The sequence below is a fragment of the Paenibacillus sp. FSL R5-0887 genome (genome assembly GCF_038002305.1).
Classification (GTDB): domain Bacteria; phylum Bacillota; class Bacilli; order Paenibacillales; family Paenibacillaceae; genus Paenibacillus_AQ; species Paenibacillus_AQ odorifer.
The window spans coordinates 2,679,631-2,702,177 of the sequence record NZ_JBBOCE010000002.1 but is presented as its reverse complement, the minus strand read 5'-3'; the positions used below and the strand labels follow the sequence as shown (position 1 = coordinate 2,702,177).

The 22,547-nt window shown below is 47.0% G+C and carries 13 protein-coding genes, 1 tRNA gene and 3 rRNA genes; 1 reads left to right on the top strand and 16 read right to left on the bottom strand.

The features are described 5' to 3' along the window. Positions 1–47 precede the first annotated feature (47 nt). From disA to MKY14_RS29595, 11 genes are all read right to left on the bottom strand, one after another. Complete coding sequence (gene disA, locus MKY14_RS29645; RefSeq protein WP_036680475.1) at positions 48–1,124, bottom strand: DNA integrity scanning diadenylate cyclase DisA; 1,077 nt, start codon at positions 1,122–1,124, stop codon at positions 48–50. A 13-nt stretch (positions 1,125–1,137) separates the two neighbouring features. Continuing rightward, positions 1,138–2,505, bottom strand: a complete 1,368-nt coding sequence (gene radA, locus MKY14_RS29640) for a DNA repair protein RadA (RefSeq protein ID WP_036680472.1) — start codon at positions 2,503–2,505, stop codon at positions 1,138–1,140. A 186-nt stretch (positions 2,506–2,691) separates the two neighbouring features. Beyond that, positions 2,692–5,160, bottom strand: coding sequence for an ATP-dependent protease ATP-binding subunit ClpC (gene clpC / locus MKY14_RS29635; RefSeq protein ID WP_036680471.1), 2,469 nt, complete (start codon positions 5,158–5,160; stop codon positions 2,692–2,694). A 35-nt stretch (positions 5,161–5,195) separates the two neighbouring features. Continuing rightward, positions 5,196–6,260: a protein arginine kinase gene (locus MKY14_RS29630; protein WP_036680469.1), complete on the bottom strand. Its 1,065-nt coding sequence runs from the start codon at positions 6,258–6,260 to the stop codon at positions 5,196–5,198. A gap of 28 nt (positions 6,261–6,288) precedes the next feature. After that, positions 6,289–6,813, bottom strand: a complete 525-nt coding sequence (locus MKY14_RS29625; protein ID WP_036680467.1) for a UvrB/UvrC motif-containing protein — start codon at positions 6,811–6,813, stop codon at positions 6,289–6,291. Positions 6,814–6,843: 30 nt separating this feature from the next. Continuing rightward, positions 6,844–7,305, bottom strand: a complete 462-nt coding sequence (locus tag MKY14_RS29620) for a CtsR family transcriptional regulator (RefSeq protein ID WP_036680465.1) — start codon at positions 7,303–7,305, stop codon at positions 6,844–6,846. Between the two features lie 294 nt (positions 7,306–7,599). Further along, positions 7,600–8,772 (bottom strand): GNAT family N-acetyltransferase, encoded by a 1,173-nt coding sequence (locus MKY14_RS29615; protein ID WP_340978012.1) that lies wholly within the window; start codon positions 8,770–8,772, stop codon positions 7,600–7,602. 421 nt (positions 8,773–9,193) lie between these two features. Further along, positions 9,194–9,310: ribosomal RNA gene (rrf, locus tag MKY14_RS29610) — 5S ribosomal RNA — on the bottom strand. Between the two features lie 199 nt (positions 9,311–9,509). After that, a 23S ribosomal RNA gene (locus tag MKY14_RS29605) occupies positions 9,510–12,434 on the bottom strand. Positions 12,435–12,576: 142 nt separating this feature from the next. Beyond that, positions 12,577–12,652, bottom strand: a tRNA-Ala gene (locus MKY14_RS29600). Between the two features lie 101 nt (positions 12,653–12,753). Then, a 16S ribosomal RNA gene (locus MKY14_RS29595) occupies positions 12,754–14,316 on the bottom strand. The 16S, 23S and 5S rRNA genes sit together here with 1 tRNA gene alongside, the layout of an rRNA operon. 404 nt (positions 14,317–14,720) lie before the next feature. On the opposite strand from MKY14_RS29595, the gene MKY14_RS29590 reads away from it, so the two are divergent. Next, positions 14,721–15,977, top strand: coding sequence for an MFS transporter (locus tag MKY14_RS29590; protein WP_340978011.1), 1,257 nt, complete (start codon positions 14,721–14,723; stop codon positions 15,975–15,977). Positions 15,978–15,981: 4 nt separating this feature from the next. Here MKY14_RS29590 and MKY14_RS29585 read toward each other — a convergent pair whose 3' ends face one another. From MKY14_RS29585 to ligA, 5 genes are all read right to left on the bottom strand, one after another. Further along, on the bottom strand, positions 15,982–17,784 hold the full coding sequence (locus tag MKY14_RS29585) for a transglycosylase domain-containing protein (RefSeq protein WP_340978009.1): 1,803 nt from the start codon (positions 17,782–17,784) through the stop codon (positions 15,982–15,984). Between the two features lie 53 nt (positions 17,785–17,837). After that, on the bottom strand, positions 17,838–18,422 hold the full coding sequence (locus MKY14_RS29580) for a HAMP domain-containing protein (RefSeq protein ID WP_076099627.1): 585 nt from the start codon (positions 18,420–18,422) through the stop codon (positions 17,838–17,840). A gap of 61 nt (positions 18,423–18,483) precedes the next feature. Then, positions 18,484–19,596 (bottom strand): sensor histidine kinase, encoded by a 1,113-nt coding sequence (locus MKY14_RS29575; protein ID WP_076099628.1) that lies wholly within the window; start codon positions 19,594–19,596, stop codon positions 18,484–18,486. Between the two features lie 19 nt (positions 19,597–19,615). After that, positions 19,616–20,323, bottom strand: coding sequence for a response regulator transcription factor (locus MKY14_RS29570; protein ID WP_036678667.1), 708 nt, complete (start codon positions 20,321–20,323; stop codon positions 19,616–19,618). 180 nt (positions 20,324–20,503) lie between these two features. Next, on the bottom strand, positions 20,504–22,516 hold the full coding sequence (gene ligA, locus MKY14_RS29565) for an NAD-dependent DNA ligase LigA (RefSeq protein WP_340978007.1): 2,013 nt from the start codon (positions 22,514–22,516) through the stop codon (positions 20,504–20,506). Between the last annotated feature and the right edge of the window lie 31 nt (positions 22,517–22,547).

The following is a 22,547-nucleotide window of genomic DNA, read 5'->3' as shown; positions in this document are numbered from 1 at the left end:
CTAACTTTGGCCTTTAACGTCCCCAATATTACGTGATTGTATGTTATTTACATTTGCCTGTCAATAAGAACTTGCTTCTGTAAACGTTTGAGCCCATCCTGAATATTACGGGCCCGCACCTCCCCAATTCCGTCCACTTCATCCAATTCAGCTATGCTTGCGGACATCAAATTAGGCAGCATTTCAAACCGCTCCACCAGATTGTGAATGATCACATTCGGAAGCCGCGGAATTTTGTTAAGCAGGCGATAACCACGTGGAGTCACCACTTCTTCAGAGGTAATTGCCGTAGAAGAATAACCCAATATACGGGCAATATGGTTGTCATCCATCAGATCATCATCGCTTATCCGTTTGAGACCAGCGATAATTTCACGGATTTTATCTTCCTGCTCTTCCTTAGCATAGTCTCTGTATAGAAGCCATGCTTCTTCCTCTGTATTTCCAACCAGTTCTTCCATCTGCATGCTGATCAGGCGTCCTTCGTTGCCCAATTCGTTGATATAGCGTTTGATCTCCATTTTTATGCGCAAAACCATCTCTACACGCTGGATAACGCCCACTACTTCAGCAACGGTAACAATGCCCTCATATTCTGAAGCTGACAAATTCGTCAGTCCTTGCGTGAGCACTGCTTTATACTTCTCGAGTGTCTGAATCGCTTGGTTAGCCTTTGCCAAAATAGCCCCGATCTCTTTGAGTGCATAACGTATCGAGCCTTGATAAAGCGTGATGATATTGCGGCGTTGTGAAATGGAAACCACCAGCTTACCCGTTTGCTTCGCTACCCGCTCCGCGGTCCGGTGACGGATCCCCGTCTCGATGGATGAGATAGAGGAATCCGGTATAAGTTGTGTATTAGCATACAATATACGCTTTAAATCCTCACTTAGAATAATAGCTCCGTCCATTTTAGCTAGCTCATATAAATAATTGGGCGAAAAATCGCAGTTAATGGAGAATCCGCCATCCACTACGTCCATCACCTCAGGACTGTACCCTACGACAATAAGTGCCCCTGTCTTAGCGCGCAGCACATTCTCCAAACCTTCCCGAAAAGGTGTACCCGGTGCCGCCAGTCTGAGCAGATCATTCATATTCTCTAATTGGTTATATTCTTTCATATCCCTGTGCCCCCTAATCTAACGCGACCGATAGTGCATCTGCTACGGTACTGACGCCAATAATCTGGATATCTTGCGGGTGCTTCCATCCCTTCATGCTCTTTTCAGGCATAATCACCCGCCGGAAGCCAAGCTTTGCGGCCTCCTTAACGCGCATTTCCGCGCGCGAAACGCCTCTTACCTCACCGGTAAGTCCTACTTCTCCGAAGAAAACGTCGTAAGGTTTTGTTGAAATATCACGAAAACTGGAGGCGATACTAATAGCTACAGCTAGATCAATCGCCGGTTCATCCAGCTTTACTCCCCCGGCAACATTAAGGTATGCATCCTGATTCTGCAGGAACATGCCCATCCGTTTCTCGAGTACAGCGATAATAAGTGCCATCCGCTGGTGATCCATGCCTGTGCACATTCGCCGTGGGGAAGGGAAGTGGGTGGCAGCAACAAGTGCCTGAAGTTCTACAAGCACAGGTCTAGTTCCCTCCATACTTGCCACCACAGTAGAACCAGCCACGCCAAGCGGACGTTCCGATAAAAAGAGCTCCGATGGATTCTCTACTTCGGTAAGCCCCGCTTCACCCATTTCGAAAATGCCGATTTCATTCGTAGAGCCAAAGCGGTTTTTTACAGCCCGCAAAAGTCTATACGTATGATGCCGCTCACCCTCAAAATACAGCACGCAGTCCACCATATGTTCAAGCATCCGTGGTCCAGCAATAGCCCCTTCCTTGGTAACATGACCAACGAGAACTGTTGCAATTCCACGAATCTTAGCGATACGCATAAATCTTGTCGTACACTCCCGAACCTGGGTCACGCTGCCTGGCGCACTCGTTACTTCTGGCATAAATACGGTCTGAATAGAATCGATGACAAGAAATTGTGGCTGGATTTGTTCGATCGCTTCTTCTATGCTTTCCATATTTGTCTCACATAGTACATAAAGCTCCGTTGACAACGCATCGAGGCGATCCGCGCGCAGCTTAGTTTGCCTTACCGATTCTTCGCCCGAGATATACAGTACTCGCAATCCCTGTGTTGTAAGGGCGTGCGAGGTCTGTAATAAGAGCGTAGATTTACCGATTCCTGGGTCTCCCCCTACTAGTACCAGCGATCCTGGTACGATCCCCCCACCGAGAACACGGTTAAGCTCACCTATACCTGTCAGTATGCGCGGTTCCTTGTCACTTTCTATACTTATGATCGACTGTGCCTTTTCTTTACTATGAAAAATAGGGGCATTCATTCCCTGTGTTTTGACTACGCTTTCCGTTTCCTCCACCATGGAGTTCCAAGCCTGGCACCCTGGGCATTTCCCGAACCATTTTGGCGATTCGTATCCACAGTCGGTGCAAAAAAATTTTGTTTTTGCTTTAGCCATTTGTTCTCCTTACGGTCCGAACTGTTTACAATTCGGATCATTTTCTTCTAATGAAAGTTTACCATTTCTACCCCTTTAACGAAAGGTCATTCGGTATTTGCATTAAATGTATATTTTAAATTGATCTATTTCCAATAAAAAAAGCTTCCGCTCCTCTATAAATAAGGAGCGAAAGCCTTGTTTATTTTATTCGGATTCTACTTCTTTTTCAAGCGCTGGCGCTACTGGAGCGTCCACTTTAGTCACCACAAGTTCTCCGCCGACCTCATCAATATTGAGGGAATCACCCTTTTGGATATTTCCTCTCAACAATTCCTCAGAAAGACGGTCCTCAATATGCTTCTGAATTGCCCGGCGCAATGGACGTGCACCAAAGGCTGGGTCATAACCTTCTTTAGCCAAGAAGGCCTTCGCTGCATCCGTGAGTACGAAATCAACATCATATTCACGCAGGCGCTTGCGCAGCTCATCAGACATCAACGTAACGATCTCAGCGATATGTTTCTCATCGAGTGAGTGGAAGACGATGATTTCGTCGATCCGGTTCAAGAACTCTGGACGGAAGCTCTTCTTGAGCTCTTCCATAACCTTGCCCTTCATATTGCCGTATTCTGCTCCTGCATCTTGCACAGCCGTGAATCCAAGCGTTGAATTCTTCTTGATTGCCTGTGCGCCTACGTTAGAGGTCAGAATGATAAGTGTATTGCGGAAGTCAACTACCCGGCCTTTGGAGTCGGTGAGGCGACCATCTTCAAGCACTTGCAGCAAAATGTTGAATACTTCCGGATGTGCTTTTTCAATTTCATCAAGCAGTACTACCGAGTATGGTTTACGACGTACCTTCTCTGTTAATTGGCCGCCTTCTTCATAGCCGACATATCCAGGAGGGGCACCAACTAAACGGGATGTGGAGTGCTTCTCCATATATTCCGACATATCAATACGGATGACCGCATTCTCATCGCCGAACATGGCTTCAGCAAGCGCACGAGCCAACTCAGTTTTACCTACACCCGTAGGACCGAGGAAGATAAAGGAGCCCATTGGACGTTTCGGATCTTTAAGACCCGCACGCGCCCGGCGCAATGCCCGGCTGACAGCCTTAACAGCTTCGTCCTGACCAATCACTCGTTCATGCAGCAGAGCTTCCATGTTAAGCAGACGGTCGGTCTCTTCTTCTTTCAGCTTGCTTACAGGGATTCCCGTCCAGCTTGCAACAACCTGTGCGATATCTTCAGGTGTAACTTCAGAATCGGTGCGTCCTTGTTTTTCTTTCCACTGGTTCTTAGTCGTATCAAGCTCTTCACGGATTTTTTGCTCCGTATCACGCAGGGCAGCCGCTTTCTCAAACTCTTGGCTCTGAACAGCAGAATCCTTCTCCTTGCGGATATCATCCAAGCGCATTTCTAGTTCCTTCAGATTTGGCGGGATAGTGTAAGAGTGAAGCCTTACTTTAGACCCTGCTTCATCGATAAGGTCAATGGCTTTATCCGGCAGGAAACGATCCGGAATGTAACGATCAGACAGCTTTACAGCTTCCACGATAGCTTCATCCGTAATTTTCACACGGTGATGTGCTTCATAACGATCGCGAAGTCCAAATAAAATTTGTACCGCTTCTTCTGGAGATGGCTGATCCACCGTAATCGGTTGGAAACGACGCTCCAAAGCTGCATCTTTTTCAATGTATTTACGATATTCATCCAGCGTAGTCGCACCGATGCACTGAAGTTCTCCGCGGGCTAAAGCCGGCTTAAGAATGTTGGAAGCATCAATAGCACCTTCTGCGCCACCAGCACCGATCAGCGTATGAAGCTCATCGATAAAGAGTACGATATTCCCCGCTTGGCGAATCTCATCCATGATTTTCTTGAGGCGGTCTTCAAACTCGCCGCGATATTTAGTACCAGCCACTACCGAGCCCATATCGAGCGTCATTACGCGTTTGTCGCGCAGTGTTTCTGGAATTTCATTATTAATGATTTTTTGGGCCAAGCCTTCAGCAATAGCTGTTTTACCAACCCCAGGTTCACCTATCAACACCGGGTTGTTCTTCGTCCGGCGGCTCAGTACCTGAATAACACGTTCAATTTCCTTGCTGCGACCGATAACTGGATCCAGGTTTCCATCCTTGGCATAAGCCGTCAAATCGCGTGCTAGACCGTCTAGAGTAGGTGTGCTGACATTAGCAGGTGTTCCGCTATGACTGGATGCAGCCTCGCTGCTTCCCAGAAGCTGAAGCACTTGCTGACGAGCTTTGTTCAAGCTGATGCCGAGGTTATTAAGCACACGAGCCGCGACACCTTCTCCTTCACGAATAAGTCCTAGCAGAATATGCTCAGTGCCGACATACGTATGTCCCAGCTTGCGGGCTTCGTCCATCGACAACTCGATTACTTTTTTGGCGCGAGGAGTATAAGCAATGTTCGTAGGTTGTTCTTGGCCTCTGCCAATCAGTGTCTCCACTTCGTCCTGGATTTTTTCAAGACCCAGACCCAAAGCGATTAATGCTTTAGCAGCAATGCCGTCTCCTTCACGAATAAGTCCTAGCAAAATATGTTCTGTGCCAATATTGTTGTGTCCTAAACGAACAGCTTCTTCCTGCGCTAGCGCTAGCACTTTTTGTGCGCGTTCCGTAAATCTTCCAAACATCATATCTCCTGCACCTCCATGAATAATAAATATCTATATTAATGTTGTGTTCCCAGTGTTTCTCGGAGCAGTTTCGCCCGATACATATCCCGTTCAGTGGCGTTCATCTCGTCACCGAACATTTTTTGCAGAAATCCTGGCTGTGTCTTAACGTTAAGCTCATTAAGCACGGAAATCGAAGGGCCTTCCAGTATGCCAAGGTCAACCCCAAGTCTCACATCAGACAGCCGTTGTGCGGATTCTTTAAGCTCCATTAGAGCAGCGTAACACAAAATCCCATAAGATCTTTTCACTCGGTCTGTAATTCTCAAAGCGGAATCTACAAGCAGCCTTTCACGGGCATTTCGTTCATGCTCTATAATCTGGGTGACTACACTGTGAAGGTTCTCGATGATTTCACTTTCCGTTTGACCGAGAGTAATCTGATTGGAAATTTGAAAGATGTTCCCTACTGCTTCGCTGCCCTCACCATAAATTCCTCTTACAGTCAATCCCACTTGGTTCACTGCTGACAATATGCGATTGATCTGTTGGGTCATTACTAGTGCTGGCAAATGCAGCATTACTGAGGCACGCAGCCCTGTACCCACATTGGTGGGACAACTGGTCAAGTATCCTCTTTTATCATCAAAAGCGTAATTCACAGCCGATTCGAAGATATCATCGATGGCTGTCGCACGTTCCCATGCTTCTCTTACCTGAAGACCCGGGAACAGACATTGGATCCGCAGATGGTCTTCTTCGTTAATCATGATGCTAACCGACTCATCTTCATTTAATATCACAGCTGCGCCACGTGAATCATTAGCCAGATTAGGACTGATGAGATGTTTCTCGACCAATACCTTTTTATCCAGTTCATTCACTTCAGCAAGCTTTATTAGTTGAAAAGATCCGAATTCGGCAGCAGTTTCCCCATGAAACACAGGGGCCAGCAGCTCTAATACTTCTTCCGATTGCTCTAAGGAAGCAAGCATAGGGAATGGAAGATGCTCTAAATTACGTGCAATACGCATACGGCTGCTAATTACAATCTCGGAGTGACTGCCTCCCGAGCGCATCCAATCACTAAGCGCTTGTTCAGTAAATCGGAGACTTGACATGTCATATCCCCCCTATATATCAAAGACTTTACTCTTGTGCCATTTCTTTTTCAAGTTGGCGAATTTGATCCCGCAGCTCTGCCGCAGTTTCGAATTCCTCCTGTGCGATACTTTGCTGTAATTCCAGCTTCAATTCATCAATTTGCCGCTTGAACACAATTTGTGCTCCAGCACGTTTAGGAATCTTGCCTACATGCGAAGTGCTGCCATGCACCCGTTTAAAGAGCGGGTCCAGTGCACTGTTAAAATATTTATAACAGGAGCTGCAGCCAAAACGACCCAATTTGCTAAACTGCGAGTACGTCATCCCACAATTCTCACATTGCAGACTCTGCGTAGTCTTCGTAGCAGCCGTCTTTTCCTTACCGGCCCCTTCAAGATCAAGCAGACCGGACAGCAAGCTGTGAATGGAGAATCCTCCAGCAGTTCCCGGGATCAGTTCACCCTTCTCCCGCGCACAGCTCTCGCAGATATGAAATTCTGTCTTCTCTCCATTCACGATCTTGGTGAAATGGAGTGTTGCTGGCTTGACGCCACATTCCTGACATTGCATAAGCGAAAGCCCCTCCCTTATGATTGACAATTATTTGCCTAACAAAGAGATTAACATCGCCTTCATAATCTTGGCCCGAATCTCATCCCGATATGGAATCTTAACCGTTAGGCAATCCCGAGAAACAGCAGCGCGCATAAGACACGCCTCACGCTTGCTTAGAAAACCAGCTTCCTCCAGTTGATAAATCAACCCTTCGGCAGCGTTCTGATCTATCCCGCCACCTATAGTATGGTTTAAATGGGCATGCAGTGCCACGTTGGGCGGCAATTCAAAACGTTGAATACGAATATATCCCCCGCCACCACGCTTACTTTCCACCACATAGCCTTTTTCCAGTGTAAAGCGTGTACTAATAACATAATTGATCTGTGACGGTACGCATGAGAACTGGTCCGCCAGGTCATTTCGCTGGATTTCCACCGTACCTTCGGGACTTTCATGCAAAATATTCTTCAGATATTGTTCAATAATATCAGAGATATTGCGCATCACTCATCCTCCAGTGCTCTTTAAAGCTTCATAATATCGCTTACGGCCCGCATCCTTAATGACATTCATTAGTGAACTTCATTCATATAAGTCTGAAGAAAACTTCACGAATTCAGAGGATCGCACTGTATGTCATCAGGTGCGTTGACTTTGACTTTCTTTGACTTTTTAATATTATAACATATTCTGTGCTAATTCCAAGAGGATTCTCTTATTTTTCACTTTTTTCAGCGAATGTATTCGGAAATAAAGAACTCTCCCAGCTTCTTTCGAAGGGGAGAGCCTAATTATTTTCTAAAAATGATCAAAAAGTGCTGTTTCAGCTTGCGGTATGATTTCTTCGAGCCATTCCAGAGCCGTCGGATTACCAGTCACACGTCCATAACGAGCCAGCTCTGCCGGGCGTTTATATCCAAACATTAGAATCGTCAGCGTACCAATCTCACAGCTTAAGTCAGCTGCATCCCGTTCACCCTCTATACGCAAGAAAGCTGCTGCTCCCTTTTCGGAGACAGTCCATTCCCACAACCCGTCATTCCATGGGGCATATTTATCTTCAATATAGATAACCTGTTTCTTCTGACTGTTGTGACGCTTAAAAGAATAACTCTCCACGAATGCTTTAGCATTAACAATACGCGCCATAAAATAAGGATAATTCTCCTGCTCTATACGCGGATCAGGCAGCAAAAAGGGTAACATATCATCGGATGGCACCAGTTTTAGCGATGCACCGGTCACCATCGAATCGTGATTCGCAAGAAATGTCCACAGCCCCTGCCGGGCCTGTTCGTTCAAAAACACAAATTCATCAATGACCAGCTCTCTATTTTCTATCTTATATAGTACGTATCCTTCAGGTTCCCCAAGCTGTGAATAAAATACCGCAGTCTGACCTTCATCATCCAGAACAGAGCTCTCCCACCAGTCCAAATCACGCTTAAGTGTTCCGTTATATCTAACTGCAAAACGATTGTATAAGTTGTCCAATACTTCGATATCGTTAACACCACGTCTTACCTTGCCCTCAACTTCAACCTTCTTGGGAAACTTGGCAACAGGAATGGAGTATTTCTTATATTCACAATAAACTTCCCAACCAAATTTGCGATAAAAGGGGATCAGGAACGGATGCAGAAAAGATAATGTCTGCCCCGCCTCATTCATCGTTTGCAGCGTATGCGCCAGGAGCTTTGCCACATGCCCCTGTCTGCGATTCTCTGGCCATGTCGCTACCCCTGCGAGCCCTCCCATAGGTACTAATCTACCTTGTATGTACACTTCGAACGGAAGAAGAGTAAGTTTAGCTTCCAAAGTACCTTCTTCAAAAGCACCCCATACGCGTTCTGCTTTAAATCTTTCCTTAGCATTCGCCCTTTTCTCACTAGGCAGCTTGTATTGAAAAGCATATTCAGATAAATCCATGCTTAGATCAAACTCTTCTGAGTGCAATTGTCTGATATCCACAAAACTCACCTCATCATTTATGAATTTACTTTTATGGTTAGTATAACAAGAGAGTGTATTGTGTGCGAATTATAAGGATATTTTTCGAACTTTTTTCAGTTATCCACAGCCTTAGGCAGTTTTAAAAATAGTCTTGTAATCTTGTTCTATTCAAGTTAAAATAATTATCCACTTATCAATCCCTCTATCCACATAAATATGACTATATCCACAGCAACCCGTGTATTACTTAGGTTTTCTGTTGACAGATCTACATAAATATGTACTTAATCCACACCATTTGGTGATTTTTTGCCTTTTAATCATCTATCCACATGTGCGTAAGTTTTCTGTAAATTCCAATGAATTATCCACAAGTTTTCCACAATCTATAATAGACGCAAAAAAGCCACTGTCGAGTTATCAACAGTGGTCTATTTGTGCTTGGCAACGTCCTACTCTCCCAGGACCCTTCGGTCCAAGTACCATCGGCGCTGGAGGGCTTAACGGTCGTGTTCGGGATGGGTACGCGTGGAACCCCTCCGCTATCGCCACCAAACATGCGTCTGTGAAACAGACGCCGCCGCGTGAAATTCAGTTCATCACCAGAAGTGACAATGAATTCCTAAGCGTGTTACAGGCTTGATGCCTGAAAACTGAATCCGAATTGAATTTGCGTCGCCCGTCATCTCTTCGGGGCCCCCGGAAAGTATTCGGAATTAGCTTCGCAGCTTCTTCTTCACTTTTTGGGGTATTTTTAGGATAAGCCCTCGACCGATTAGTATTGGTCAGCTCCATGCATTGCTGCACTTCCACCTCCAACCTATCTACCTCGTCGTCTTCAAGGGGTCTTACTAATTGGGAAATCTCATCTTGAGGGGGCTTCACGCTTAGATGCTTTCAGCGCTTATCCCGTCCGTACGTAGCTACCCAGCCATGCTCCTGGCGGAACAACTGGTGCACCAGCGGTACGTCCATCCCGGTCCTCTCGTACTAAGGACAGCTCCTCTCAAATTTCCTGCGCCCACGACAGATAGGGACCGAACTGTCTCACGACGTTCTGAACCCAGCTCGCGTACCGCTTTAATGGGCGAACAGCCCAACCCTTGGGACCTACTTCAGCCCCAGGATGCGATGAGCCGACATCGAGGTGCCAAACCTCCCCGTCGATGTGGACTCTTGGGGGAGATAAGCCTGTTATCCCCAGGGTAGCTTTTATCCGTTGAGCGATGGCCCTTCCATGCGGTACCACCGGATCACTAAGTCCGACTTTCGTCCCTGCTCGACTTGTAGGTCTCGCAGTCAAGCTCCCTTATGCCTTTGCACTCTGCGAATGATTTCCAACCATTCTGAGGGAACCTTGGAACGCCTCCGTTACTCTTTAGGAGGCGACCGCCCCAGTCAAACTGCCCGCCTGACACGGTCCCCGTACCCGGTAAGGGTACTAGGTTAGAACCTAGATACGATCAGGGTGGTATCCCAACGGCGCCTCCACCGAAGCTTGCGCTCCGATTTCTACGGCTCCCACCTATCCTGTACAGATCGTACCCAAATTCAATATCAAGCTGCAGTAAAGCTCCATGGGGTCTTTCCGTCTTGTCGCGGGTAACCTGCATCTTCACAGGTATTAAAATTTCACCGGATCTCTCGTTGAGACAGCGCCCAAGTCGTTACGCCATTCGTGCGGGTCAGAATTTACCTGACAAGGAATTTCGCTACCTTAGGACCGTTATAGTTACGGCCGCCGTTTACTGGGGCTTCGGTTCATAGCTTCGGGTTACCCCTAACCACTCCCCTTAACCTTCCAGCACCGGGCAGGCGTCAGCCCGTATACTTCGCCTTGCGGCTTCGCACAGACCTGTGTTTTTGCTAAACAGTCGCTTGGGCCTTTTCACTGCGGCCCCCTCGTGCTATTCACACTACCGGGGCACCCCTTCTCCCGAAGTTACGGGGTCATTTTGCCGAGTTCCTTAACGAGAGTTCTTCCGCGCGCCTTAGAATTCTCTTCTCGCCTACCTGTGTCGGTTTGCGGTACGGGCACCTTCTCCTGGCTAGAGGCTTTTCTTGGCAGTGTGAGATCATGACCTTCGCTACTACAATTTTCGCTCCCCATCACAGCCCAGCCTTAATGATGTGCGGATTTGCCTACACATCAGCCTCACTGCTTAGACGGACATCCATCAGTCCGCGTCACTACCCTCCTGCGTCACCCCATCGCTCATAGCGGATTACGGTGGTACAGTAATTTCAAACTGTTGTCCTTCGACTACGCCTTTCGGCCTCGCCTTAGGTCCCGACTTACCCTGAGCGGACGAGCCTTCCTCAGGAAACCTTGGGCTTTCGGCGGATCAGATTCTCACTGATCTTTTCGTTACTCATACCGGCATTCTCACTTGTGTAGTGTCCAGCGCTCTTTTCAGTACACCTTCAACCCCTACACAACGCTCCCCTACCCCAGATACATACGTATCTAGCCATAGCTTCGGTGGTGTGTTTAGCCCCGTTACATTTTCGGCGCAGAGTCACTCGACCAGTGAGCTATACGCACTCTTTCAATGGTGGTCGCTTCTAAGCCAACATCCTGGTTGTCTGTGCAACTCCACATCCTTTCCCACTTAACACACACTTGGGGACCTTAGCTGATGGTCTGGGCTGTTTCCCTTTTGACAATGGATCTTAGCACTCACTGTCTGACTCCCGGCAATAAGTATATGGCATTCGGAGTTTGACTGAGCTTGGTAATCCTTGCGGACCCCGCACCCAATCAGTGCTCTACCTCCACTACTCTTATACCGAGGCTAGCCCTAAAGCTATTTCGGGGAGAACCAGCTATCTCCGAGTTCGATTGGAATTTCTCCGCTACCCCCACCTCATCCCCGCACTTTTCAACGTACGTGGGTTCGGGCCTCCAGTGCGTGTTACCGCACCTTCACCCTGGACAGGGGTAGATCACACGGTTTCGGGTCTACGTCCACATACTAATTCGCCCTATTCAGACTCGCTTTCGCTGCGGCTCCACCTTCTCGGCTTAACCTTGCATGTTAAACGTAACTCGCCGGTTCATTCTACAAAAGGCACGCCATCACCCATTAATAGGGCTCTGACTTTTTGTAAGCACACGGTTTCAGGTTCTATTTCACTCCCCTTCCGGGGTGCTTTTCACCTTTCCCTCACGGTACTGTTTCACTATCGGTCGCCAGGTAGTATTTAGCCTTAGCAGATGGTCCTGCTGGATTCATACGGGGTTTCACGTGCCCCGCACTACTCGGGATCCGTCTCGGAGAGAACACAGTTTAGGTTACAGGGCTTTTACCTCTATCGCGGGCCTTTCCAGACCTCTTCACCTACCATATTCCTTTGTAACTCCATGTGAGACGTCCCACAACCCCTAAGAGCAAGCTCTTAGGTTTAGGCTGTTCCGCGTTCGCTCGCCGCTACTGACGGAATCACTATTGTTTTCTCTTCCTCAGGGTACTTAGATGTTTCAGTTCCCCTGGTCTGCCTCTACATTTCCTATGTATTCAGAAATGAGTAGCTGCGAATTACCACAGCTGGGTTTCCCCATTCGGACACCCCCGGATCAAAGCTTGCTTACAGCTCCCCGAGGCAGTTTCGTTGTTCGCCACGTCCTTCGTCGGCTCCTGGCGCCTAGGCATCCTCCGTGTGCTCTTATTAGCTTAACCTTGATTCTTCCGAAGAAAAATCTCACTAATAACATTTACTTGTTTGCACAAGTTGCTAAAAGATGTTCTAAAACGCAAATTCGTTTCGGTATCCAGTTTTCAAGGATCAAGTGTATAGACATAACAAATAGATGAAGTTTGTTGGTGGAGCCAAGCGGGATCGAACCGCTGACCTCCTGCTTGCAAGGCAGGCGCTCTCCCAGCTGAGCTATGGCCCCGCAAATTCCATCAAAACCGAACAAATGGATACACGTTAATTGGTTGTGGAAGTTAAACTTCCGATTTGAATGTTCTCATTGCAGAGAACGATTCTCCATAGAAAGGAGGTGATCCAGCCGCACCTTCCGATACGGCTACCTTGTTACGACTTCACCCCAATCATCTACCCCACCTTCGGCGGCTGGCTCCCTTGCGGGTTACCCCACCGACTTCGGGTGTTGTAAACTCTCGTGGTGTGACGGGCGGTGTGTACAAGACCCGGGAACGTATTCACCGCGGCATGCTGATCCGCGATTACTAGCAATTCCGACTTCATGCAGGCGAGTTGCAGCCTGCAATCCGAACTGAGACCGGCTTTGATGGGATTGGCTCCACCTCGCGGCTTCGCTTCCCGTTGTACCGGCCATTGTAGTACGTGTGTAGCCCAGGTCATAAGGGGCATGATGATTTGACGTCATCCCCACCTTCCTCCGGTTTGTCACCGGCAGTCACTCTAGAGTGCCCAACATTACTTGCTGGCAACTAAAGTTAAGGGTTGCGCTCGTTGCGGGACTTAACCCAACATCTCACGACACGAGCTGACGACAACCATGCACCACCTGTCTCCTCTGTCCCGAAGGCCGCCGCTATCTCTAGCAGATTCAGAGGGATGTCAAGACCTGGTAAGGTTCTTCGCGTTGCTTCGAATTAAACCACATACTCCACTGCTTGTGCGGGTCCCCGTCAATTCCTTTGAGTTTCAGTCTTGCGACCGTACTCCCCAGGCGGAGTGCTTACTGTGTTAACTTCGGCACCAAGGGTATCGAAACCCCTAACACCTAGCACTCATCGTTTACGGCGTGGACTACCAGGGTATCTAATCCTGTTTGCTCCCCACGCTTTCGCGCCTCAGCGTCAGTTACAGCCCAGAAAGTCGCCTTCGCCACTGGTGTTCCTCCACATATCTACGCATTTCACCGCTACACGTGGAATTCCACTTTCCTCTTCTGTACTCAAGCCACCCAGTTTCCAGTGCGACCTCAGGTTGAGCCCAAGGTTTAAACACCAGACTTAAATAGCCGCCTGCGCGCGCTTTACGCCCAATAATTCCGGACAACGCTTGCCCCCTACGTATTACCGCGGCTGCTGGCACGTAGTGGTATTAGCCGGGGCTTTCTTCTCAGGTACCGTCACTCCGGTAGCAGTTACTCTACCGGACGTTCTTCCCTGGCAACAGAGCTTTACGATCCGAAAACCTTCATCACTCACGCGGCGTTGCTCCGTCAGGCTTTCGCCCATTGCGGAAGATTCCCTACTGCTGCCTCCCGTAGGAGTCTGGGCCGTGTCTCAGTCCCAGTGTGGCCGTTCACCCTCTCAGGTCGGCTACGCATCGTCGCCTTGGTGGGCCGTTACCCCACCAACTAGCTAATGCGCCGCAGGCCCATCCCTCAGTGACAGATTGCTCCGTCTTTCATTCTTCTCTCAGGAGAAAAAAGAAATTATCCGGTATTAGCTACCGTTTCCGGTAGTTATCCCAGTCTGAAGGGCAGGTTGCCTACGTGTTACTCACCCGTCCGCCGCTAAGTTATTTTGAAAGCAAGCTTTCAAAATAACTCCGCTCGACTTGCATGTATTAGGCACGCCGCCAGCGTTCGTCCTGAGCCAGGATCAAACTCTCCAATTAGTATTGAAAAGAGCGATATGCTCATTTTGAAACTGACGATTCATTAATTGAATCTTTTTAAAAATTAACGTGTTCCATTTGTTCAGTTTTCAAAGAACTTGCTCCTAGCATTTCGACATTCAATGTCTCTTGCACAGGAATTAGAGTATATCATGTTTGTTTCTATATTGTCAACTTATTTCTTCATCGCTTGTGTTTCGTATGTGCGATGCGTCGTAAGCACAAGAGATAATATACCATGCTGTCATTGAGTTTGCAAGCTTTTTTTGAAATAAAAAAATCATTCGTATAAATAACTTCGATACAACACAAATTGATACCATTCATCCATTATTTGTGGCTAAATAGAATTTATCGTATTCGCCAATCTTACCTTTTAACTATCAGTACAGAGAGGAGTCAAAATGGAGACCAAACCTACAGACGCTGCATCCAAGGTAGACAGCAAGGACAAGGAGCAGCGTAATTTGCAGCAAGCAACGATTTATAAAATTTTGTTAGCTGTCAGTTTTGTTCATTTATTTAATGATTCTATACAGGCAGTCATTCCAGCAATCTTCCCTATTCTCAAAGATAATCTACTGCTCTCTTTCGCCCAGATTGGATGGATCTCATTCGCTTTAAATATGACGTCATCAGTAATCCAACCCGTCATTGGATATGCTGCAGACCGTAAACCCCGTCCTATATTATTACCACTGGGTATGTGCAGCACATTTTTAGGTGTACTTCTATTGGCTTATGCCAATAGCTATTTTCTGGTCTTATTCTCGGTTATCCTGATCGGATTCGGTTCAGCCACCTTCCACCCAGAAGGTATGCGTGTTGCTCATATGGCCGCAGGTCAGCGAAAGGGATTGTCGCAATCTATTTTTCAAGTGGGCGGCAATGCTGGCCAGTCCCTGGGTCCAATGCTTACGAAATGGGTATTCATCCCCTTTGGCCAGATTGGTGCCCTAGGCTTCACGATCGTCGCGGCTGCCGGAATCGCTGTTCAGACCTATGTAGCTCGCTGGTATAGAGAAATGCTAGATGCCGGTTATACCTTTCATAAAAAATCAACAGCACGAGCAATCGACCCCACCCGCCGAAAAAGTATACGAACAGCAACGATTATTCTTGTATTCCTAGTCTTTGTTAGGTCTTGGTATGGCGCTTCTATCGGCAGTTACTACGCCTTCTATCTAATGGACAAATATCAAATGACGCTGGATAAAGCCCAAATCTATATTTTTATGTATTTGGCTGCTGGCGCAGTGGGCACATTTTTTGGAGGTCCGCTGGCTGACCGTTTTGGACGGCGTAATCTCATCTTACTATCAATGGTAGGAACCGTTCCCTTTGCACTTGCTCTACCCTTTGTAGGTCCATTATGGGCGGCTGTATTGCTGCTGATTGGCGGTTTCATCCTTCTGTCCAGCTTCTCTGTTACCGTCATTTATGCTCAAATGCTATATCCGGGCAACATTGGCACAGTTTCAGGTCTGATCACGGGACTTGCTTTTGGACTCGGCGGGATCGGCTCATTAGTCCTCGGCAACCTCATTGATAGTATCGGGATTGCTAAAGTGTTCATCGCTTGCGGCTTCCTCCCGCTGCTTGGGTTTCTTGCCTTGCTGCTTCCTAGAGATGAGAAATTAGAAGAATGGGCGGCGCAATAACTTCTCAATGATCACTTAAGGCTTTACTCATTACTGTAGAAAATAGAGCGGCAGCCTTCCCGCTGCCTTCAGTCATGTAATTATCCTGATTCGTACGATCAAAACCCATCCATACCGCAGCTGTCCACTCCGAAGTATAGCCTACAAACCAAAGATCCCGATTAGCTTTCTTGCTCACGCCAGCCAAGTCCAATTGGGTCGTACCGGTCTTTCCCGCTACTGGTCTGTTCATCTGCGCTTTTTTCCCTGTTCCTTCATTAACAACATTGCGTAACATAGCCGTCATCGCTTCTGCGGTACGCGGCGAGATTACCTGACGTGATTCAGAGGGATGAGTATACAAGACCTTCCCTTTTGAATCCGTTATGGAGCGCACCATATGAGCCGCATTAAATTTTCCTCCACTAGCAAAGACACTGTAGGCCTGGGCCATTTTTAGTGGAGAAACCCCATTATGAAGCCCCCCCAAAGCTATTGATAAATGATTGTCCTCCTCCGTCAGTACAATTCCTAATTTGGCGGCAAATTGCCGCGCAGAAGAGATTCCAACCTGCTTCAATACCCATACGGCTGGTGCATTGATGGATTTTTGCAAAGCTGTGTTCATTGTGACCTGACCTTGGTATATACCGTTCAAGTTCTCAGGCTTATAGCTGCCATAAGCAACTTTACGGTCGGACAGCATACTATTCGGGTTGAATTTCCCGCTCTCGAGTGCAGGTCCATAATCAATGATCGGCTTAAAGCTGGAACCCGGCTGACGTGCATCAATAATAGCTCTGTTCAAATTGCCCTCGTTTTGATCTCGCCCACCAATCAATGCCACTACTTCTCCTGTACGATGATCCATTATGGTCATAGCTGCTTCTACCTGCTGATCTTTTCCGTCAGGTGGAAATGAAGCCTCTTTGAGAACGGCCTGCTCAAGTGCCTGCTGTGCTTTGATGTTCAAACCTGTAACTATAGTGTAGCCGCCTGTACGAAGCTCCTCTACGGATTCCCCTGTGATCTGAGCCGCTTCCTTAAGGGCTGCATCCACATAATACACTCCGGCAACCCCATTTTCGACCGCAGCTGGAGACTGATATTGTTTATTCATAGCTTCCTGCATTTGCTCATACGTGATTAGTCGCTGATTGAACATCATCTTTAGCACTAGATTTCTTCTCGTTTTGGATAATGCACTATTGTCTACTGGGTTATAAATAGAGGGGCCTTTAGGGATTCCCGCCAGAGTGGCTATTTGCCAGATCTCCAATTTTTTCAGATCAGACACGCCGAAGTAACGCTTCGCTGCTGCTTTTACTCCATATTGTCCCCGCCCCATATAAATCTGATTGAGGTACAGCTGCAAAATCTCACGTTTCGTCAGTCGCTGCTCCAAGGCAAAAGCAATAGAGGTTTCATTTAACTTGCGCAGCATATTCTTATCTCTGTTCAAATAAAGATTGCGAGCAAGCTGTTGAGTAATACTACTGCCACCTTCTGATAAACTCATGTCCAAGATATTTTTTAAGAACGCGCGTGATATCCCTTTATAATCGACCCCTTGATGGCTATAAAAACGGCGGTCTTCTACTGTTAAAAAGGTATCTATTAATAAAGCCGGCATCTCCTCAAGCTCTGCTGTAAGCCTATAACCCGAGCTCGGTAGCGGAGTCATTCGTATAACTGTTCCATCTGAAGCTGTGATGAGGCTTGATTCTGGCAATTGCAGCCTATCCTCATGCCGGTTAAGTACAATCCCCCCATACTGGTATACATAAAACAAAATCAAAAGCGCCAATACCGTACTAATAACACTCACATCAAATAATAGGTACCCTACTCGCAATATCCGGGTGCGTGCATTCCATCTGCTCATGATTCGATAATCAGGTTCTCCAGGAACCGCTCCATACTGCGTACTTCATCATTCGCTGCTGCAAGAAGTGTATGTACTTCCGCCCCATCCTCTTCAACCTCACGGAGAGTGCGAAGTATCGCCCTAGTCCTTATTAATAAAGCTACTGCTGGTGTGTCCTCTATCCGATTTGAGCTTGCACCTCTATCAGGAACTTCTATTCTTTGCATTCGATTGAGGTTAGCAGCAATTTCACCTATTTCTCCTCCAGAGAGAACCTTGATGTTCTGGGCGACTCCTTTATCTGCCAGCTCCGTGGTTCCCACCACTAGCGAGCGCAAATCATCAGCCATTTTCTGTGAACGAAGAACATACAGCCCACCGAAGACTAGAATAAATAGAAGGATGGCACTAGGGGTTTGACCCATATGATTAATAACCCAATGAATAAGCCGGACAAAAAAGGCTCCTGGTTGACCCGAATAATGAGAATACAGCAAAGCGACAGCCCGCTGGACAACAAAAAGAAAGGCAGCACTCAAAAGAGCACAACCCATAAAAATATATAAATAGCTGATACGAACCGTCCGAAGTTTTGGCATGGTAGTTCCTCCTTGTGCCACAAGGATAACTTCCAAATCTTAAGAACCCGCCAGAGTTTTCTTAAGATTCTATGAAGAATGGGAAACGGGTAATAAAATCCGTGCGAAGAGATGTACTTTCTACATAAATAACGCCATTGTGGCGTTCGATGATACTTTTGGCAATCGCAAGTCCAAGCCCTGAGCCGCCTGTATGCTGTGAACGCGACTTTTCTGCCCGATAGAATCGTTCAAAAATAAAAGGGATATCACTTTCCGCAATCCTCTCTCCGAAGTTGCTAATACGGACCACAGCATCATTTTCCTTTTTACTGAAACCTATCTCCAATTTCCCGCCGCTTCTGCCGTAACGGATCGCGTTAGTAATCAAATTTTCATAAGCACGTACTAATTCTTTAGGCGAAGCCTCTATCCATAACTCATCAGCAACGTCCTCGATTTCATAGATCATATCCGCCTTTGTTAGTTCAGGAACTGACTCCTCCGCCAGCTGCCGTATGAAGGCCTTCAAATCCAATCTCTGCATAACCAAAGGGTACTCTCCACTATTTACACGTGTGTATTCAAAAAGATCATCGATCAGTTTACGCAGCACCAGGGATTTGTTGTAGGCTATATCCACGTAATACCGGATTTCCGCTTCTTCCTGACATCGATCTTGTTCGATGTATTCCAAAAAGCCCAAGACAGAGGTGAGCGGGGTGCGTAAATCATGGGAAACACCTGTGATCAAGTCATTTTTCGCATTTACAGCTTTACGTTCCTCCTCTATGGAGTGCTGCAAACGCTCAGCCATTTCATTAATATTCTCAGCCAGCACACCCAGCTCATCCGTGGTTCTGACTTCAATTCTATGGGACATCCCGGAGCTTGTAATTTCTCGAATCCCTTTTGTGATCTCTTCCAGATACAGCACAACTTTACGAGTGTAGATAAAAAAGAATAATAAAAAGCTGATAATACCCGCTGCTGTCATTAGTGGCATAGAGCCAATATGATTAATAATCCAGCGCAGTATGCGTGAATAGGGAGCCGACTCTGAAGCCGGATTTAGATAGATCATAAAGTTGACGAGTTGGTACCCTGCCATGAGCAGCAAAGCGCCCGAAAGCACACTCAGCAAAAAAGCAAACATAAACTTCCAGCGAATCGTCGTTATATATTTAGAATTCAAGAAGCCTCACCTAATCCTTTCAGGAAGGTCCGTCTAATTTATAGCCAACTCCCCAGACGGTTTGTATATAACGTGGGCGTTTCGAATCGATTTCGATTTTGTCTCGGAGATTACGAATATGTACCATCACTGTGTTACCGCCATCTAAAAAGGGTTCATTCCATACCTTATTGTAAATTTGCTCCAAGCTAAGCACTTGACCTTGGTGTCTCGCTAAAAGCTCTAGAATAGAGAATTCCCGCGGAGTCAGTTTAATCTTCTGCTGGTCTACATACACCTCATGCTTAGACGTATCTATAGTCAGATCCTCAAAGCTTAGTTTGCTGTCGTTTCCCAACGTATTACTATCCTTATTAAATCCGTGATAACGGCGCAACTGTGATTTTACTCGTGCCACAATCTCCAAAGGATTAAACGGCTTGCCCACGTAGTCATCTGCCCCGAGGCTCAGGCCGGAGATTTTGTCCATATCTGTATTTTTGGCTGATAGTATGATAATTGGCATTTTCCGCTCTTCACGGATCTTCATACATGCAGCTAGCCCGTCCATTTTAGGCATCATGACATCAAGAATAATTAGATCAACTTCCTCTTTCTGCAGACATTCCAGCGCTTCCATTCCATCGTAAGCCTTAAGCAGTCTATAGCCTTCATTACAGAGATAAATCGTTAACAGTTCTACAATTTCCTTCTCATCGTCTACTAACAATATCGTTTCTCTCTTCACAGGAAGGGTTTCCTTTCAAATATAGTAATAAATATCTATAGCTATATATTAGCAGATCATCCGAATTTTTTTCTAAAAATGAAACGTTTAGTTGTAATCCACGCAAAAAAGGCCCCTGCTCCTCTCGTACTTAAACGAAATGGAACCGGGAACCTTTTGGAATCGAATATAGTTTGTTACTTACATATCCAACAAGCGAATTAGCTCATCTTCATCCTCAATGACTTGAATGCCTAACTGCTGAGCTTTGGCCAGCTTACTGCCAGCTTTTTCACCAGCGATAACTAAATCCGTCTTCTTGGACACACTTCCCGACACCTTTGCTCCGAGTGCTTCCAGACGTTCAGCTGCTTCATCTCGGGTAAGCTTTTGCAAGGAACCGGTCAATACGACCGTTTTGCCACTAAAGAAGGAATCGGTACTAACAGGACGTGGTGCCTCAGGAGCCTTCGCTTCCACACCCAACGCCCGCAAGCGGGAAACATTAGCTACTACAACTGGATCTGCGAAGAAGCTGACAATGCTCTCGGCGACAATCCCACCAATGTCTGGTAACTCAGCGAGCTCCTCGGCTTTGGCCTGCATCACAGCATCCAGATCGCGGAAATGATCAGCCAACATCTTCGTCGTTGCTTTACCTGTGTTAGGGATCCCTAACGCAAAGAGAAATGAAGCAAGATCTCTACCTTTGCTATCTTCTAAAGCTTGCAGCAAATTCTGTGCTTTTTTCTCACCAAAACGGTTCAGCTGTACAAGCTGCTCAAAGTTCAGTTCATACAGATCCGCAGAGTCATGTACATTAAGTTCATCATAGAGCTGACCCGCCGTCTTCTCACTGAATGTCTCGATATCCATCGCATCTCGCGAAGCAAAGTGGGTGATCCGACTGATAATCTGCGGCCTACAATTCAGTTTATTGTTACAGAAAAGATGTGCTCCGCGCATTTCTAACGGATATCCACAAGCTGGACAGTCCTCAGGGAAAATAATCTCTCCACCGTCATTCTCCTCTGTTACCTTGCCGAGAATTTCTGGGATAACATCATTGGAACGGCGAATAAAGACCCGCGAACCTAAGGCGAATTTCAAGTTTTTGCGCTCAATATCACCCACATTATTCAGGGTGCAGTTCTGAACGGTAACTCCGGCAAGCTCTACAGCCTCAACCCGAGCCAGCGGAGTCACTTTACCTGTACGACCTACATTCCAGCTAACAGACTCCAGCACGGTCGTCGTTTCTTCGGCTTCAAATTTATAAGCTACTGCCCAACGCGGGAACTTGTCAGTGTAGCCAAGCACCTCACGGATCCGGAAATCCGTGACCTTAATTACAGCCCCATCAATGAGGTAATCAAGACTCGAACGACTCTCCTCGATTCCAGCGAGCTGCTCAGTTACATCATCAAAATCATTGCAGTAGGTCAGGTATGGGTTCACTTTAAATTTGTTATTCCGCAGAAAATCCATCATTTCCTGATGGTCAGCGAACTCCGCGCCTTCTGCAAAGCCTACATTATAGAAAAAAGCGTTCAAACGGCGGTCCGCAGTAGTCTTCGGATTAAGATTACGCAGTGCACCTGCTGCTGCATTACGCGCATTCTTCAGCGGCTCTGCAGCCCTTGTATTATAATCAGCCAGCACAGACAGATTCATAATCCCTTCACCCTGAACCTCAATGACCCCATCCTTGAAGGGAATCGTCAATGGAACGGATTTGATGGTCTTCACCTGTGCAAGTATTCCTTCGCCAACTACACCATTGCCACGCGTTGATGCCTGTTCGAGAACACCATTACGATAGGTTAAATTCAGTGTTAAGCCATCGAACTTCAGTTCTACTGCATAACAAGGATCAGGAAGAGGGGTGTCTGGATTCTTGAGATTGTATTCATTCACTAACCGGAGCACCCGGGTATTCCAGCTGCGCAGCTGTTCAATATTCTGTGCTTTATCCAGACTCCAAAGCGGTGCCAGATGCCGATGCGGCGTGAAGCCCTTAAGCAGCTCTCCACCTACACGTTGTGTAGGCGAATCCGGTAGTACGAAGCCACTCTCAGCCTCCAGTGCTACAAGCTTGTCGTATAAAACATCGTATTCCTTATCGCTGACTAGCGGTGCATCCAGCGTGTAGTAGTGGTAATTATAGTTATTTAATTCCGCAACAAGCTCTTCCATCACATGCATAGCATCCATGCAGGTACATCCCTCCGTCAATAAGTTTCCT